This window comes from Mixta calida, assembly GCF_002953215.1.
Classification (GTDB): domain Bacteria; phylum Pseudomonadota; class Gammaproteobacteria; order Enterobacterales; family Enterobacteriaceae; genus Mixta; species Mixta calida.
Window position 1 is genome coordinate 1,211,177 of the sequence record NZ_CP026378.1, and the last position, 15,548, is coordinate 1,226,724.

General features: G+C 56.1%; 14 protein-coding genes. 2 read left to right on the forward strand and 12 right to left on the reverse strand.

Annotated elements, in window-relative coordinates; all coding sequences use genetic code 11:
* Positions 1 to 301: 301 nt before the first annotated feature.
* From dxs to xseB, 3 genes are read right to left on the reverse strand one after another with little or no spacing between them, the layout of a single operon-like run.
* On the reverse strand, positions 302 to 2,167 hold the full coding sequence (gene dxs / locus C2E16_RS05650) for a 1-deoxy-D-xylulose-5-phosphate synthase (protein ID WP_084970021.1): 1,866 nt from the start codon (positions 2,165 to 2,167) through the stop codon (positions 302 to 304).
* Positions 2,168 to 2,186: 19 nt separating this feature from the next.
* Positions 2,187 to 3,086, reverse strand: a complete 900-nt coding sequence (gene ispA / locus C2E16_RS05655; RefSeq protein WP_084970020.1) for a (2E,6E)-farnesyl diphosphate synthase — start codon at positions 3,084 to 3,086, stop codon at positions 2,187 to 2,189.
* Positions 3,086 to 3,328, reverse strand: a complete 243-nt coding sequence (gene xseB, locus C2E16_RS05660; RefSeq protein WP_038627625.1) for an exodeoxyribonuclease VII small subunit — start codon at positions 3,326 to 3,328, stop codon at positions 3,086 to 3,088. Before xseB ends, ispA begins: the two co-directional genes overlap by 1 nt.
* Positions 3,329 to 3,560: 232 nt before the next feature.
* Between xseB and thiI the strand changes: the two genes are divergently transcribed.
* A complete protein-coding gene (thiI, locus tag C2E16_RS05665; RefSeq protein WP_084970019.1) occupies positions 3,561 to 5,009 on the forward strand; it encodes a tRNA uracil 4-sulfurtransferase ThiI in 1,449 nt (482 codons plus the stop codon).
* 62 nt (positions 5,010 to 5,071) lie between these two features.
* On the opposite strand, the gene yajL is transcribed toward thiI, so the two are convergent.
* Positions 5,072 to 5,668: a protein deglycase YajL gene (yajL, locus tag C2E16_RS05670; RefSeq protein WP_084970018.1), complete on the reverse strand. Its 597-nt coding sequence runs from the start codon at positions 5,666 to 5,668 to the stop codon at positions 5,072 to 5,074.
* Entirely contained in the window at positions 5,622 to 6,542 is a 921-nt protein-coding gene (gene panE / locus C2E16_RS05675) for a 2-dehydropantoate 2-reductase (protein ID WP_084970017.1), read from the reverse strand. The genes yajL and panE overlap by 47 nt, the downstream gene beginning before the upstream one ends.
* 120 nt (positions 6,543 to 6,662) lie before the next feature.
* Here panE and C2E16_RS05680 point away from each other — a divergent pair, with 120 nt between their 5' ends.
* Entirely contained in the window at positions 6,663 to 7,154 is a 492-nt protein-coding gene (locus C2E16_RS05680) for a YajQ family cyclic di-GMP-binding protein (RefSeq protein WP_038627618.1), read from the forward strand.
* Positions 7,155 to 7,368: 214 nt separating this feature from the next.
* Here the strand turns inward: C2E16_RS05680 and C2E16_RS05685 are convergent, their stop codons facing one another.
* From C2E16_RS05685 to ampG, 7 genes are all read right to left on the reverse strand, one after another.
* Positions 7,369 to 8,733, reverse strand: coding sequence for an MFS transporter (locus C2E16_RS05685; RefSeq protein ID WP_038627616.1), 1,365 nt, complete (start codon positions 8,731 to 8,733; stop codon positions 7,369 to 7,371).
* A gap of 126 nt (positions 8,734 to 8,859) precedes the next feature.
* Positions 8,860 to 9,747 (reverse strand): heme o synthase, encoded by an 888-nt coding sequence (gene cyoE / locus C2E16_RS05690; RefSeq protein WP_038627614.1) that lies wholly within the window; start codon positions 9,745 to 9,747, stop codon positions 8,860 to 8,862.
* 13 nt (positions 9,748 to 9,760) lie between these two features.
* Positions 9,761 to 10,096, reverse strand: a complete 336-nt coding sequence (locus tag C2E16_RS05695) for a cytochrome o ubiquinol oxidase subunit IV (protein ID WP_038627612.1) — start codon at positions 10,094 to 10,096, stop codon at positions 9,761 to 9,763.
* The gene (locus tag C2E16_RS05700) at positions 10,096 to 10,707 is read right to left on the reverse strand and encodes a cytochrome o ubiquinol oxidase subunit III (RefSeq protein ID WP_038627610.1); all 612 of its coding nucleotides are present in this window, start codon (positions 10,705 to 10,707) and stop codon (positions 10,096 to 10,098) included. Before C2E16_RS05700 ends, C2E16_RS05695 begins: the two co-directional genes overlap by 1 nt.
* The gene (gene cyoB, locus C2E16_RS05705; protein ID WP_038627609.1) at positions 10,707 to 12,689 is read right to left on the reverse strand and encodes a cytochrome o ubiquinol oxidase subunit I; all 1,983 of its coding nucleotides are present in this window, start codon (positions 12,687 to 12,689) and stop codon (positions 10,707 to 10,709) included. Before cyoB ends, C2E16_RS05700 begins: the two co-directional genes overlap by 1 nt.
* Positions 12,690 to 12,693: 4 nt before the next feature.
* Positions 12,694 to 13,620: a cytochrome o ubiquinol oxidase subunit II gene (gene cyoA / locus C2E16_RS05710; protein ID WP_038627607.1), complete on the reverse strand. Its 927-nt coding sequence runs from the start codon at positions 13,618 to 13,620 to the stop codon at positions 12,694 to 12,696.
* 445 nt (positions 13,621 to 14,065) lie between these two features.
* Entirely contained in the window at positions 14,066 to 15,538 is a 1,473-nt protein-coding gene (gene ampG, locus C2E16_RS05715) for a muropeptide MFS transporter AmpG (protein ID WP_038627605.1), read from the reverse strand.
* Between the last annotated feature and the right edge of the window lie 10 nt (positions 15,539 to 15,548).

Sequence of the window (15,548 nt, forward strand, 5' to 3'; positions counted from 1 at the left end):
GGAAGGCGCGTGGGAGAGAGCAGGGACGCTTCGCGTCTGAAACGCCGGCTGGCTTATTGCGACTCCGATGCTTCGTAGGGCAGCATGCTTGTCATGCGCAGGCGGAGAGCGAAGAGGGATGTGGTAGCAATACAGGAAAGGGCCGACGCGTGGCGTGCGAATAAAAGGCTGCAAAAAACAAAGCCAGGCATAACGCCTGGCTTTTTACTGTGTTGCGGCTGTTCGCTTTTAGCTAACTGGCGGCTGAGCATTTGCAGCGCCAGTCAGCATAGCGGCGAAGTGACGCGTACCGGACAGGCGATTACTGCGCCAGCCAGCGCTCGATCTGCTGCTGAATGCCGACGGCGTCAAGCTGGTAGTCATGACGGATCTCTTCCTGGGTGCCCTGCGGGATAAACTCATCCGGCAGGCCGAGATTCAGCACCGGCGCCAGCACGCGCTTCGCCATCAGCAGCTCGTTAACGCCGCTGCCAGCGCCGCCTTTAATCGCGCCTTCTTCCAGCGTCACCAGCGCTTCATGGCTGGCTGCCATCTCCAGCACCAGCGACTCATCCAGCGGCTTCACGAAACGCATATCCACCAGCGTGGCGTTCAGCGCTTCCGCCGCCGCCCGCGCTTCCGGCAGCAGCGTGCCGAAGTTCAGGATCGCCAGCTTTTCGCCCTGACGTTTCACCACGCCTTTGCCCAGCGGCAGCGAGGCCAGCGGTTCCAGCGTTGCTCCGGTGCCGGTGCCGCGCGGATAGCGCACCGCGCTCGGACCGTCCTGATAGTGATAGCCGGTGTAGAGCATCTGGCGGCATTCGTTTTCGTCGCTGGGCGTCATGATCACCATGCCCGGAATGCAGCGCAGGAAAGCGAGGTCGAAGGCGCCCTGATGGGTTTGCCCGTCGGCGCCGACGATGCCGCCGCGATCGATAGCGAACAGCACCGGCAACTGCTGAATAGCGACGTCATGGATCAGCTGATCGTAGGCGCGCTGCAGGAAAGTGGAGTAGATCGCCACTACCGGCTTGTAGCCGCCGATCGCCAGCCCGGCGGCGAAGGTAACCGCATGCTGTTCGGCGATGGCAACGTCGAAATATTGTCCCGGATACTGGCGTGAAAAGCCGACCATGCCGGAGCCTTCACGCATCGCTGGCGTCACCGCCATCAGCTTATCGTCGCCCGCGGCGGTTTCACACAGCCAGTTGCCGAAGATAGTGGAGTAGCTCGGCAGGCCGCCCGCGCTTTTCGGCAGCGCGCCGCTGGCGGGATCGAACTTCGGCACCGCATGCCAGGCGATCGGATCGTTTTCCGCCGGCGCATAGCCTTTGCCCTTTTTCGTCATGATATGCAGGAACTGCGGACCTTTCAGGTCGCGCATGTTGCTCAGCGTATGCACCAGCGTCAGCACGTCGTGTCCGTCCACCGGACCGATATAGTTAAAGCCCAGCTCCTCGAACAGCGTGCCCGGCACCACCATGCCTTTCAGGTGCTCTTCAGTGCGACGCACCAGCTCTTTAATCGGCGGCAGGCCGGTCAGCACTTTTTTGCCGCCCTCGCGCAGACGCGCATAGGTTTTGCCGGAGAGGATCTGCGCCAGACGATTGTTCAGCGCGCCGACGTTTTCTGAAATCGACATTTCATTGTCATTCAGGATCACCAGCAGGTCGGCCTTGATATCCCCGGCGTGGTTCATCGCCTCGAACGCCATGCCGGCGGTGATCGCGCCGTCGCCGATAATGCAGGCGGTGCGGCGGCCTTTGCCCTCTTTGCCGGCGGCGACCGCCATACCGAGGCCCGCGCTGATAGAAGTAGAGGAGTGGCCGACGCTCAGCACGTCATACTCGCTCTCGGCGCGCCACGGGAAGGGGTGCAGGCCGCCTTTCTGCCGGATAGTGCCGATGCGATCGCGGCGGCCGGTCAGAATTTTATGCGGGTAGGCCTGATGACCCACGTCCCAGACCAGATGGTCGAACGGGGTGTTATAGACATAGTGTAGTGCTACGGTCAGTTCAACCACGCCGAGGCCGGAGGCAAAATGACCGCTGGAGCGGCTTACGCTGTCCAGAAGGTACTGACGCAGCTCATCACACAGCGCGGGCAGTTTCTCTTTTGGCAGTTGACGTAGTTCTTGCACGGAATCGGCAAGCGCCAGCGTCGGGTATTTTGCAGTATCAAAACTCATCAGAGACTCATCGTGGAGGTTATTTATCACGTTCGATTACGAAGCTTGCCAGAGCACGCAGCGTGGTCGTATCCAGGGAAAGCGCGGTCAGTTGATCCAACGCATCCAGCGCTTCCTGATACAGCGCCTGGGCCTTCTGACGGGCGTTATCCAGCCCCATTAACGCCGGGTAGGTGCTTTTTCCCAGCTGCTGGTCGGCGCCCTGCTGTTTACCGGTGACGGCGGTGTCGCCTACCACGTCGAGGATGTCGTCCTGCACCTGGAAAGCCAGCCCAATAGCGTTCGCATAGCGGTCAAGCAGCGGCAGCGCATGACGCCCGCGTTCGCCTGCCGCCAGCGCGCCAAGCCGTACCGCAGATCGAATCAGGGCGCCGGTTTTATGACGATGAATCGCTTCCAGCGCCGTCAGGTCGATCTGCTCTCCTTCAGCCGCCAGATCCAGCGCCTGACCGCCGCACATGCCAGCCACGCCGCTGGCCTGAGCCAGCTCGGAAATCATCGCGATGCGATCCTGCGGCTGTACGTTGCGCATCGGCGCATCGGCAAGAATGGAAAAGGCCAGCGTTTGCAACGCGTCGCCCGCCAGGATAGCGGTATCCTCGCCAAATTTTATATGGCAGGTAGGTTGCCCACGACGCAGGCTATCATCATCCATGGCGGGAAGGTCATCATGAATTAATGAATAGGCGTGGATGCATTCAACGGCGGCGGCGGGGGCATCAAGGCTCTCTGCATCAACGCGCAGCATATCGCCGACAACATAAACCAAAAAAGGGCGCAGTCTTTTACCGCCCAATAATGCCCCATATTGCATAGCATTAACCAGAGGAGAACTCTGAAAGGGCAGGGGAGAAATAAAGCGCGCCAGCGCGCCGTTCACCCGTTCATGATAGTGGGCGAGTAATTGAGCGAAATCCATTATTCAGCGTCCGGCGTGAAAGGCGTCAGGGCAGCGTCTTTATCATCGTTAAGCAGGATCTGCACGCGCTGCTCCGCCTGCTGCAGCGTTTTTTGTCCTACCCTGGCCAGTTGCACGCCGCGCTCAAACTCGTTCAGCGCCTCTTCCAGCGGCAGATCGCCGCTTTCCAGACGGGTGACTATCTGTTCCAGCTGCTGCAGGGAAGTTTCAAAACTGATCGGCTGTTCGGCTTTTTTTGGCATAGTGATTTTTGGCTCACAGGTTTTTTATCTTATAGCAATCGGACATGGTAGCCGACTCGAAATGATTAGCAAAATAATGATAGAGCATGGCAGTAAAACAGGCAGCCCGCAGACAAAGGTGATATACTGTCGCGCCTCGGAAGCAAAGGACACTAGTTACTTTGCAATTCATTGATTTTATCAGTTAAGTGCTGCCTTTTTTAGCACTTAATTGTCTCAGAGCTGCGCTGTCATGAAGTTTATCATTAAATTGTTTCCCGAAATCACCATCAAGAGTCAGTCGGTGCGTTTGCGCTTTATCAAAATCCTTACGGGGAATATTCGCAACGTATTAAAAGATCTTGATGAGACGCTGGCTGTCGTGCGTCACTGGGACCACATCGAAGTCCGTTCTAAAGATGAAAGCCTGCGTGAAACCTTTATTGATGAGCTGACGCGCATTCCCGGCATTCATCATGTCCTGGCGGTGGAAGATCGCGTCTGGACCGATATGCATAATATTTTTGAACAGGCGATGGCGGTCAACCGCGAGCGGCTGGAAGGGAAAACCTTTTGCGTACGCGTGAAGCGTCGCGGGCAGCACCCGTTCAGCTCGCAGGATGTGGAGCGTTACGTCGGCGGCGGCCTGAATCAGCATATCGCCAGCGCGCAGGTGAATCTCTCGAACCCGCAGGTCACGGTGAGTCTGGAGATCGAAAACGATCGCCTGCTGTTGGTGACCGGTCGCTATGAAGGATTGGGCGGCTTCCCGATCGGCACGCAGGAAGATGTGTTGTCACTGATTTCCGGCGGCTTCGACTCGGGCGTTTCCAGCTATATGCTGATGCGCCGCGGCTGCCGCGTACACTACTGCTTCTTTAACCTGGGCGGCGCCGCGCATGAGATCGGCGTGCGTCAGGTGGCGCACTATCTGTGGAATCGTTTTGGCCGCTCGCACCGCGTGCGTTTCGTCGCTATCAATTTCGAGCCGGTAGTCGCGGAGATTCTGGAAAAGGTAGACGACGGTCAGATGGGCGTGGTGTTGAAGCGCATGATGGTGCGCGCCGCTTCGCAGATCGCCGAGCGCTACGGCGTGCAGGCGCTGGTTACCGGCGAAGCGCTGGGCCAGGTTTCCAGCCAGACGCTGACCAACCTGCGACTGATCGATAACGCCTCCGATACGCTGATTCTGCGTCCGCTGATTTCACACGACAAAGAACATATCATCAATCTGGCGCGTAAGATCGGTACGGAAGATTTCGCCCGCACCATGCCGGAGTATTGCGGGGTGATTTCCAAAAGCCCGACGGTAAAAGCGGTGAAGGCGAAGATCGAAGCGGAAGAGGAAAACTTCGATTTTACGGTACTGGATCGGGTAGTGCAGGAGGCGACCAATGTCGATATCCGCACGATCGCCGAGCAGACGCAGGAGGAGGTAACCGAAGTAGAAACCGTCGCCTCTTTCTCCGCCAACGATGCGCTGTTGGATATTCGTTCACTGGACGAGCAGGAAGATAAGCCGCTGAAGGTCGACGGCATTGAAGTGACCTCGCTGCCGTTTTATAAGCTCGGCACCCAGTTTGGCGACCTCGATCAGAGCAAAACCTGGCTGCTTTACTGCGATCGCGGCGTGATGAGCCGTTTGCAGGCGCTCTACCTGCATGAGCAGGGCTTTAAGAATGTGAAGGTCTATCGCCCGTAACCTGCATTAATCAGGCCAGCCGTCAGACTGGCCTTTTTTATCCTACGCCATCGGCGTTTCGCTTATTCGCGATAGTCGTAAATGCCCGCCGCGAGCACCAGCTGCGAGGCGACCTCCGCTGCTTTCTCTTTTCCCACCAGCAGGTCGATAAGCTTCAGCGCAAAGTCCATCGCGGTGCCGGGCCCCTGGCTGGTCAGCAGATTAACGCGCGGGTCCCAGACCACGCGCTTTTCCACCCACTTATCTTCCGGGATGGTCTCTTTCAGGCCGGGAAAGCCGGTCATATTGCCGATGGGAAACAGGTCGTGCGGCACCAGCACCGTGCCTGCGGCGGCGCAGATCGCCGCCACGATGCGGCCCGACAGATGAAACTGCTGCACCGCTTCCACCAGCAGCGGACTGTCGCGGAACGCTTCCGCGCCTTTCAGACCGCCCGGCAGCACGATGGCGTCATAATCGTTGTCCGCCACGTCCACCAGCCGCGCATCCGCCAGCAGCTTCACGCCGCGCGAGCAGACAATCTGCCGATCGCCGTCGCCGTTAACGCTGGCCGTGGTCACCGTAATACCGGCGCGCACCAGCAGATCGATCACGGTCACCGCTTCGATCTCTTCAGTGCCATGTGCCAGGCAGACCAGCGCCGATACGTTCGCGCTCATAATTTTGCTCCTTTCGCTTAATCAGTTCGTACAGCCGGGTATTTTCAGGGACGGCAATGCCCTGCGCCCGCGCCCGTTGCAGTAAATAGCCGGTGATATAGTCAATTTCCGTGCGGCGCTGGGCGCGCACGTCCTGCAGCATCGACGAAACATTCTGCGCGGTGCTGGAGATAACCGCATAAACATAGTCCCGCAGCTGCTGCGCGCTGGTATGCACCCCTTCGCGCGCCATCACCGTCGCGACCTCATCGCACAAACGAGTAATCTCCTCCGGCCAGGCGACCAGATCTCCGTTCAGACAGTCGTGCAGCGCGCTGAGCGGATTGATGACGCAGTTTACCGCCAGCTTTTGCCAGCAGGCGGCCAATACGTCGTTGTGCCAGGCGACATCCGGCAACGCCTGATGCAGCGTTTCCGCCAGATCGCTCTGCGCGGCGCTTTCCGGCGAACCGGGGCCGATATGGGTGATGCCGCTGGCGACATGGACAATGACCGTGCCGTCGCGTTTTGCCGCATGCGTCGTGACGCCGCGCAGCAGGGGCTGGGTTAAACCGCGCAGCTCCTCCAGCGTGCCCATGCCGTTATGCAGCAGCAGGATGGGACACTGGGCCGGCAGCAACGTTTGAATATTTTTGATGGCGCCTGAGATCTGCCAGGCCTTAAGCGTGACCAGCAGCAGATCGCTGCTACCGAGAAACAGCGGATCGTTGGCGATAAAGGTTTTATTGATCGCGGACCCCTCGGTATCGATAAGGTTAACCGAACAGTAAGGCTGAGGTACGCGTAGCCAACCCTGAACCTCATGTCCCTGTCGATCGAGCGCGGCCAGCCAAAGCTGACCCAGCGCGCCGCATCCGAGCACCGTAATTTTCATGCGTCCTCCCGCGGGCGCTTACCGGCGAGTTAATTGAGTATAGCTGTGCATATGGGCTGTTTTCTTTGCCGTACACAAGCAGGTATTATGCATGTCACGTTGGAGTCTGGAGAAAAAATTATGCCATCTTTCGATATCGTTTCTGAAATCGACATGCAGGAAGTGCGAAACGCCGTTGAAAACGCCAACCGCGAACTTTCAACCCGCTTCGATTTTCGCAACGTTAGCGCCAGCATCGAGCTGAATGAAAAAGCGCAAACCATCAAAGTGACCACCGAGTCCGATTTTCAGGTGAAGCAGCTGGTGGATATCCTGCGGGAAAAACTACTCAAGCGCGGCATTGAAGGCGCGGCGCTGGACGTGCCGGAGCAGATTGAACATAGCGGGAAAAACTGGAGCCTCGATCTCAAGATGAAGCAGGGCATTGAGGCCGATATGGCGAAAAAAATCGTCAAGCTGATTAAAGAGAGCAAAATCAAGGTGCAGCCGCAGATTCAGGGCGAAGAGGTGCGCGTGAACGGCAAATCGCGCGACGATCTGCAAAGCGCCATTGCGCTGATTCGCGGCGGCAACCTGGGGCAGCCGTTCCAGTTTAAAAACTTCCGCGATTAATTCCCGCCGCGGCGGAATGCGGCCTTCAGACTGCACTGAAACTTAAGGCGCAGGAAGACCAGGCCGGGGAGTAAAGCGTCCCACGCCAGGGATGGCGCGGGCCGAGCCGTCAGGGATGACGTTTTTGCGTCTTTACGATCGGACTGGTCTTCCTGCGCGGGAGCCATGTCCTTGTCTGAAGGCTGCACCGTGCGGCGCTGGCGATATATGACCCTCAGGCGCTGGCGATCAACGCCTCCAGTTCAACCCGACTGGTCACCTTGCTGTCGATTTTAACGTAGGCGCTGCGCTCTTCCGGCACGATAAATACCGATGAAACGCCCGGCTGCGCCTTCAGCTTCTGTTCCAGACGCGCGTCGTTAAGCGCGTTGTCGTCCAGCACGATGCGAAGGCTGCTGACGTACGGCGGCTCCTGCATCGTGGTGCTGAGCAACAGCCACAGCGTCGCTACCACGGCGCCTAATAAGAACACCGTCTGTGCGTCAAAGCTGTCGAACACCCAGCCGCCGAGACTGCCGCCGATCGCCACGCCGAGAAACTGGCTTGTGGAGTAGATGCCCATCGCGGTGCCCTTATAGCCCGCCGGCGACTCTTTACTGATCAGCGACGGCAAAATCGCCTCCATCAGATTGAAGGCGAGAAAAAAGAGCTGTACGCCAATCGCCAGGGTCCAGAAATGGTTGCCGGAACCCCACAGTACAATTTCTGCGATCAGGATCAGCGCGACGCAGGAGATAAATACCCGTTTCATGCGCCGTTTGACTTCGGCATAGATAATGAAAGGCACGACGGCGACAAAAGCCACCAGCATGGTCACCAGGTAAACCTTCCAGTGCTGCTCCGCCGGGAAGCCTGCCTGTTCAAACTGGCCGGGCAGGGCGACGAAGCTCGACATCAACAGAATATGCAGGCAGAGAATGCCAATATTGAGCTTCAGCAGGCGCGGCTGCATTAGCACTTCACGAATACTGCCTTTCACCATGCCCGATTCGCGGTTCAGCATATGATGCGGCGCGTTAGGCACCACCAGCAGCGTAATGACAATGCCGCAGCTGGCCAGAATCGCAATCATCCAGAACAGCGCATGCAGGCCGAAAGCATGAGTGATAATCGGCCCCAGCACCATGGCGATGGCGAAAGTAATGCCAAAGCTGATGCCGATAAACGCCATCGCCTTGGTGCGATTCTGCTCGCGGGTCAAATCGGAAAGCAGTGCCATTACCGCGGCAGCGATAGCGCCGGAGCCCTGCAGCGCGCGGCCGAGAATGACACCCCAGATAGAGGTGGTGCTGGCGGCGATCACGCTGCCCAGCACAAAAACCAGCAGGCCGCCGACGATCAGCGGCTTGCGGCCGATGCGATCGGAGAGCAGGCCGAACGGAATCTGAAAAATCGCCTGCGCCAGGCCATAAATGCCGATGGCCAGGCCAATCAGCGATTCGCTGGCGCCCTGCAACGCCATGCCATAGGTCGTTAGCACGGGCAGGACCATAAACATGCCCAGCATGCGTAACGAGAAAACGGTGCCTAAACCCCAGGTTGCTCGCAGTTCAACCGGTGTCATTTTATTATCGTTCATTACAACCTCAGTCTTATCACTGACAATATTTTAAGGAGCGGGGCAGGGCGGGTAAAACAGAAGTTTTTAAGCAGTCGTAACAAAAAGAAAGGGCGCACGAAGCGCCCTTGATGATGTAGCTTGCGGTTAACGTACGTAGGTCAGTAGGTTCTGTGAAGCCGGGGCCATAAAGTCCACCGACATCATCACGCTCAGCGCGGTAATGGCGACGATGGAGAACACAAACAGCTTACGTGCCCAAACGCGATCGTTTGAGGTTTTGTAACCTGAAAGCGCCATGCCCAGCCACCACACGCTGACTGCCGCCGCAACCACCAGATATTTGTAGCCAGCGTAGCCGCCCAGTGACAGCATCAGCGTAGCGATCATAAACGCCAGAATGTAGAGCGTAATATGATTCTTCGCCACGGAAATGCCTTTTACCACCGGCAAAACCGGAATGTTCGCTGCCTGGTAATCTTTAAAGCGGAAGATCGCAATCGCATAGGAATGCGGCATCTGCCACAGGCTAAAGATAGCCAACAGGATCAGCGCGCCAGCATCAAACTCGTTAGTCACCGCACAGTAGCCAATGACCGGCGGCGCAGCGCCGGAAAGACTGCCGATCAACGTACCGTAGACTGATTTACGCTTCATGTAGAGGCTGTAAATGCCGACGTATACCACGAAGCCCATCACCGCCAGCCACATGGCCAGCGGGTTAGCTCCGAAATACAGCAACGCAAAGCCAGCAATACCTAATGCGGTTGCATAAACCAGGCTTACTTTCGGAGAGATGAGGCCTTTAACCAGCACTCGATTCTTGGTTCTCTCCATTTTTCTGTCGATGTCGCGGTCGATAAAGTTGTTGTAAACACAACCTGATGCGACCACCAGTGAAACACCAACGAGGGCGGTGAGAAACAGGGTGTAATCAATGCTGCCTTTTGACGCCAGCAGAAAACCCCCGATAACAGAAATTAAATTCCCGAAAATAATTCCTGGTTTTGTTACTTGCAGGTATTGCTTAATCATCACGTACGACTCTTTAGTGGGACATCATCATGTTGTAGTTGAGGTTCCACATGATCCACAGCGAGCCGACGACGACAATCAGGATAATGATGGCGGCAAAGACAATCGCCACCATATTCCAGCCGCCTTCAGATTTGGTATCTAAGTGCAGGAAGAAGCCCAGGTGAACCAGCACCTGAACTACCGCGCACACCAGAACCACGCTGAGAATGGTGCCATGCGAAGCGCCGCCATCCATTACCATCCAGAACGGGATGCCCGTCAGGATGACAGAGAGGATGAAGCCGATCATGTAAGACTTCACGCTACTGTGAGGAGTGACGCCATGTTGGTTAGCAGAATGACTCATTACATGACCCCCATCAGATAGACAATGGTAAATACGCAGATCCAGACCACATCCAGGAAGTGCCAAAACAGGCTCAGGCACATAACGCGGGTGCGGTTGGTCTCGGTCAGGCCGTTTTTCGCCAGCTGGAACATCAGCACCAGCATCCAGATCAGACCGGAGGTAACGTGCAGACCGTGGGTGCCGACCAGCGTAAAGAAGCCGGACAGGAAGCCGCTACGATCCGGACCAAAGCCTTCCGCGATCAGATGATGGAACTCATAGATTTCCATCGCGATAAAGCCGAGACCGAACAGGAAGGTCAGCGCCAGCCAGCGGTTAACCGCGCCTTTGCTGCCGTTGTTCATGCCGATAACGGCCATACCGTAAGTAATGGAGCTCAACAGCAGCAGCGCGGTTTCGGCCAGTACAAACGGCAGTTCGAAGATGTCTTTACCTGCCGGGCCACCGGCAGTGTTGTTGACCATAACCGCATAGGTCGCAAACAGCGTTGCGAAGATAATGCAGTCACTCATCAGGTAGATCCAGAAACCAAAGATTTTATTGGCTCCTGCATCGTGATGCCCATGCTCCGCATGAGCGTCGTGCTGTTTAGACAGTGTTTGTGCCATTATTTCAGACCTGCTTTGCTGATGTCTTTGAAGTGCTGATTTTCAATTTCTTCGATCTGTTTGACCGGAACATAGTAATCAACATCTTCGTCGAAGCTTTTAACGATCCAGCTCACAATCATCGCGACAAAAGACAGACCCAGCAGCCACCAGATGTGCCAGATGGCGGCGAAACCAAAGACCGTGGCGAACAGGGCGATAATCAGACCTGCACCGCTGTTTTTCGGCATATGGATCTCTTCGTAATGCGCAGGCTGCTTGTACGCCTCGCCTTTTTCTTTCATTTCCCAGAAGGCATCGCGCTCGTTGATGTGCGGAACCACTGCGAAGTTATAGAACGGCGGCGGAGAGGAAGTTGACCACTCCAGCGTACGGCCGCCCCACGGGTCACCGGTCAGATCGCGGTTTTCGTGACGGTCACGTACAGATACCCAGAACATGATCAGCTGGCAGAGAATACCCAGCGCGATCAGGCCAACACCAACGGCGGCTACAACCAGCAGCGGATGGAACTGCGGATCGATATCCTGGCTCAGACGACGGGTCATACCCATAAAGCCCAGCGCGTACAGCGGCATAAAGGCAACGAAGAAGCCGATAATCCAGAACCAGAAGGCGCGTTTACCCCAGGTTTCGTTCAGGGTGAAGCCAAACGCTTTCGGGAACCAGTAGGTTACGCCAGCCATACAACCGAACACCACACCACCGATAATTACGTTATGGAAGTGCGCGATCAGGAACAGACTGTTGTGCAGAACGAAGTCGGCACCCGGAACCGCCAGCAGAACACCGGTCATACCACCTACGGAGAAGGTGACCAGGAAGCCTACGGTCCACAGCATGGCAGAGTGCATCTGAATGCGGCCCTGGTACATGGTGAACAGCCAGTTAAAGATCTTAACGCCGGTCGGGATGGCGATAATCATCGTCATAATGCCGAAGAAGGCGTTAACGTTCGCGCCCGCACCCATAGTGAAGAAGTGGTGCAGCCAAACGATAAAGGACAGTACGGTAATCACCACGGTCGCCCACACCAGAGAGGTGTAGCCAAACAGGCGTTTTTTCGAGAACGTCGCAACCACTTCTGAGAACACGCCGAAGACCGGCAGAACCAGAATGTATACTTCCGGGTGGCCCCATACCCAAATCAGGTTGACATACATCATCATGTTGCCGCCCATATCATTGGTAAAGAAATGGAAGCCCAGATAACGGTCAAGGGTCAGCAACGCCAGCGTGACGGTCAGCACCGGGAACGAAGCGATGATCAGCACGTTAGTACACAGAGACGCCCAGGTGAACACCGGCATTTTGAACATGGTCATGCCCGGCGCACGCATTTTCAGGATAGTAACGAAGAAGTTAATACCTGTTAATGTCGTACCGATACCGGAAAGCTGCAAACTCCAGATCCAGTAATCAACCCCTACGCCCGGACTGTATTCAGCCCCCGACAGCGGCGGATAAGCCAGCCAACCGGTCTGCGCGAATTCACCCACGCCCAGAGAGAGGTTAACCAGGATCACGCCAACGGCGGTGAACCAGAAGCTCAGGTTGTTAAGGAAAGGGAACGCCACGTCGCGCGCGCCGATCTGCAGAGGAACAGCAATGTTCATCAGACCAACAACGAACGGCATCGCTACGAAGAAGATCATGATAACGCCGTGGGCGGTAAAGATCTGATCGTAGTGATGAGGCGGCAGGAAGCCTGCTTCCCCGGCAGAAGCCAGCATCTGCTGGCCGCGCATCATGATGGCGTCGGCAAAGCCACGCAGCAGCATGACGAATGCCAGGATCACATACATGATACCCAGCTTTTTGTGGTCGACTGAGGTCAGCCATTCCGTCCACAAGTATTTCCACTTACCGAAGTAAGTCAGCGCAGCGACAAGGGCCAGACCACCAAGAATGATGGCGGCCACCGTAATCATGATAATGGGTTCATGATACGGCACTGCATCCAGTGTTAATTTTCCGAACATCGTATTATTCCTCGGCTCCCGCGTGAGAGGCTTCACTCATGTCCATGCCTTCATGACCTGACATGTCCATCTTCCCGTGGCTCATCTTGAATTTTTCAATAACCTGCTTGAACAATTCAGGATTCGCGTTGGAGAAATACTCAACCGGATGATTTTCGCTTGGCGCTGCCAGTTTCTCGAATTCATCCATGGTGGTTAAGGTATTCGGTGCCTGTTTGACTTTCGCTACCCACTGCTCAAAACCTGCCTGATCGGGGGTGGCAATCGCCTGGAACTTCATTCCTGAGAAACCGCGGCCGCTAAAGTTGGACGAGATACCTTTAAAGGTTCCCGGCTCGTTGGCGATCAGGTGCAGTTTGGTCTGCATCCCAGCCATGGCGTAGATCTGGCTGCCAAGGGTCGGAATGAAGAAGGAGTTCATGACGGAGTTAGAGGTGATCCTGAAATTCACCGGGGTGCCTTTCGGGAACGCAATTTCGTTAACCGTCGCAATACCCTGTTCCGGATAGATGAACAGCCATTTCCAGTCCAACGCCACAACTTCGATCTCAACCGGTTTCACGTCAGAAGCGATAGGCTTGCCTGGCTCCAGAGCGTGGGTCGATTTCCAGGTCAACACGCCAAGGAAGAGAATGATTAGGATCGGAACGGTCCAGACCACCGCTTCCACTTTATTGGAGTGGGACCAGTTAGGGCTGTATTTTGCATTCGTGTTGGACGCACGATATTTCCATGCGAACACCACGGCCATCAGAATTGCGGGTATAACGACGATCAACATCAAGCCAAAGGCTGTCAGTATCAGCGAACGTTGCTCCATTGCAATCTGTCCTTTGGGATTTAACAACGCACTGTCACAGCCACTTAACAATAAAGTGCCTGCAATTAATGACAAAATCCCCAAACTTTTATTGTATTTCCTGAGTCTCATTTAACGACCTCAATGACAAGGGCTCTATTGTCGTTTAAGTGTGGCGGCATTTTACGGGAAGGTTTATGCAGTGTAAACCAGCTTAAGAACGTGTCAGAACAGTGTTGACACCTTTTGCCAAGGGTGTCACATCTGTTGCGGAAGGTAACAAATTATTAATGAGGGCAGGTATTTGGGTTAATATAACGAAAAAAGATGACTCTAATCGTCTATAGGAAGGGATGAATCTAAACAACGTAATCAAGCCTCAATAGTTTAACAATTTTGCATCATTTAGGTGATGATTATTAAACATAAATAATTACGCACCGTTTTTTAATATTAGACAGGGATTGTTAAACCGGCTGGATAATTTTTTGGACTGGGTCGGACAATATAATTTACATGCGGAGATTATTTTCACCACCGGACGACAATTTATTTTCGCCGTCCGGTTTTATTTGGCTTAGGCCGCTTCGCGCTGCGCCAGATAGTCGAGCAGCGTGCCGGTAAATATCCCAAGCAGCATGACGATGCATCCTGTGTTAAATAACGCATAGAGCGGCAACGACAGCGCAACCAGGCCGCTGGCGTTCAGCGCCAGCGCGAGCAGCCAGAGCGCTAACAGCGCGGCGCCGCCCGCCAACAGGCGCAGCGCCCAGCGATAACCGGATGCCCAGCGGCGACGCAGGGCGAAGCGCTGCGCCTCCTGCGACTGTTGCAGGCTGTTTTTACCGGCGGCCAGCAGCAACAGTCCCGGCAGCGCAGCGGCTACCGAGAATGCATAAAAGGTGGGCCATCCCCAGAGTTCCACCAGCCAGCCCGCCGCCGGACCGACATAAACGCGGCCCACCGCCGACAGCGCGGAAAGCAGCGCGAACTGCGTGGCGGAAAATGAGCGATTGCAGAGGCTCATTAATAGCGCGACAAACGCGGCGGTGCCCATGCCGCCGCACAGATTTTCCGCGAACACCGCGCTCGCCATGCTCCACATATGGGGCGGCGTGACCGAAAGCAGCCACCAGGCGAGGTTAGAAAGCGCCTGCAGAATGCCGAACAGCATCAGCGCCCGAAACAGGCTCAGGCGCTGCATCAGCATCCCGCCGTACAGCGCGCCGATAATGGTGGCCAGCAGCCCGAGCGATTTATTGACCAGCCCGACGTCGCCCGCGGAAAAGCCGACGCCGCGTATCAGGAAGGTGGTGGTCAGGCTGGCGGCGAAAGCGTCGCCCAGCTTATAAAGTACAATCAACGAGAGCATCAGCCAGGCATTGTCGCGATTAAAGAAATCACGCAGCGGCGCGATGACCGCTTCTTCCAGCGTGTGCGGGCGCGCGATCGTATCGCCGGGCTCGCGCGCCAACAGCGTGGCGATCAGGCCCGGCAGCATCATCAGCGCCATCAGCCAATAGGTCGCCTGCCAGCCCAGGTAGCGATCCGCCAGCCACAGCGCCAGCCCGCCGGAAACCAGCATCGCCAGGCGATAACCCAGCACGGTAATCGCCGCACCGCTGCCGCGCTCTTCCGGCGACAGAATATCGGTTTTCCAGGCGTCGAAGACAATATCCTGCGATGCGGAGCAGAAGGCGATCAGCACCGCCAGCGCCGCCAGTAGCGTTAAATGACGCGCTGGCTCCATACAGCCCATCAGCGCGATACCGCCAATAAGCAGCAGCTGAGTGAGAAGAAGCCAGCCGCGACGCCGGCCCAGGAAAGGCGGCGTATAGCGGTCCATCAACGGCGACCAGAGAAACTTAAAAACATAGGCCTGTCCAACCAGCGAGAAAAAGCCGATGGTTTTAAGATCCACGCCCTCTACGGTCATCCATGCCTGCAGCGTGCCGGAAGTCAGCGCAAGGGGAAGGCCGGAGGCGAAACCCAGCAGCAGCAAAACTGCCGCGTTGCGCTGAGTGAAAATACGCAAGAGTGAATTATCCATAACTGCCTTT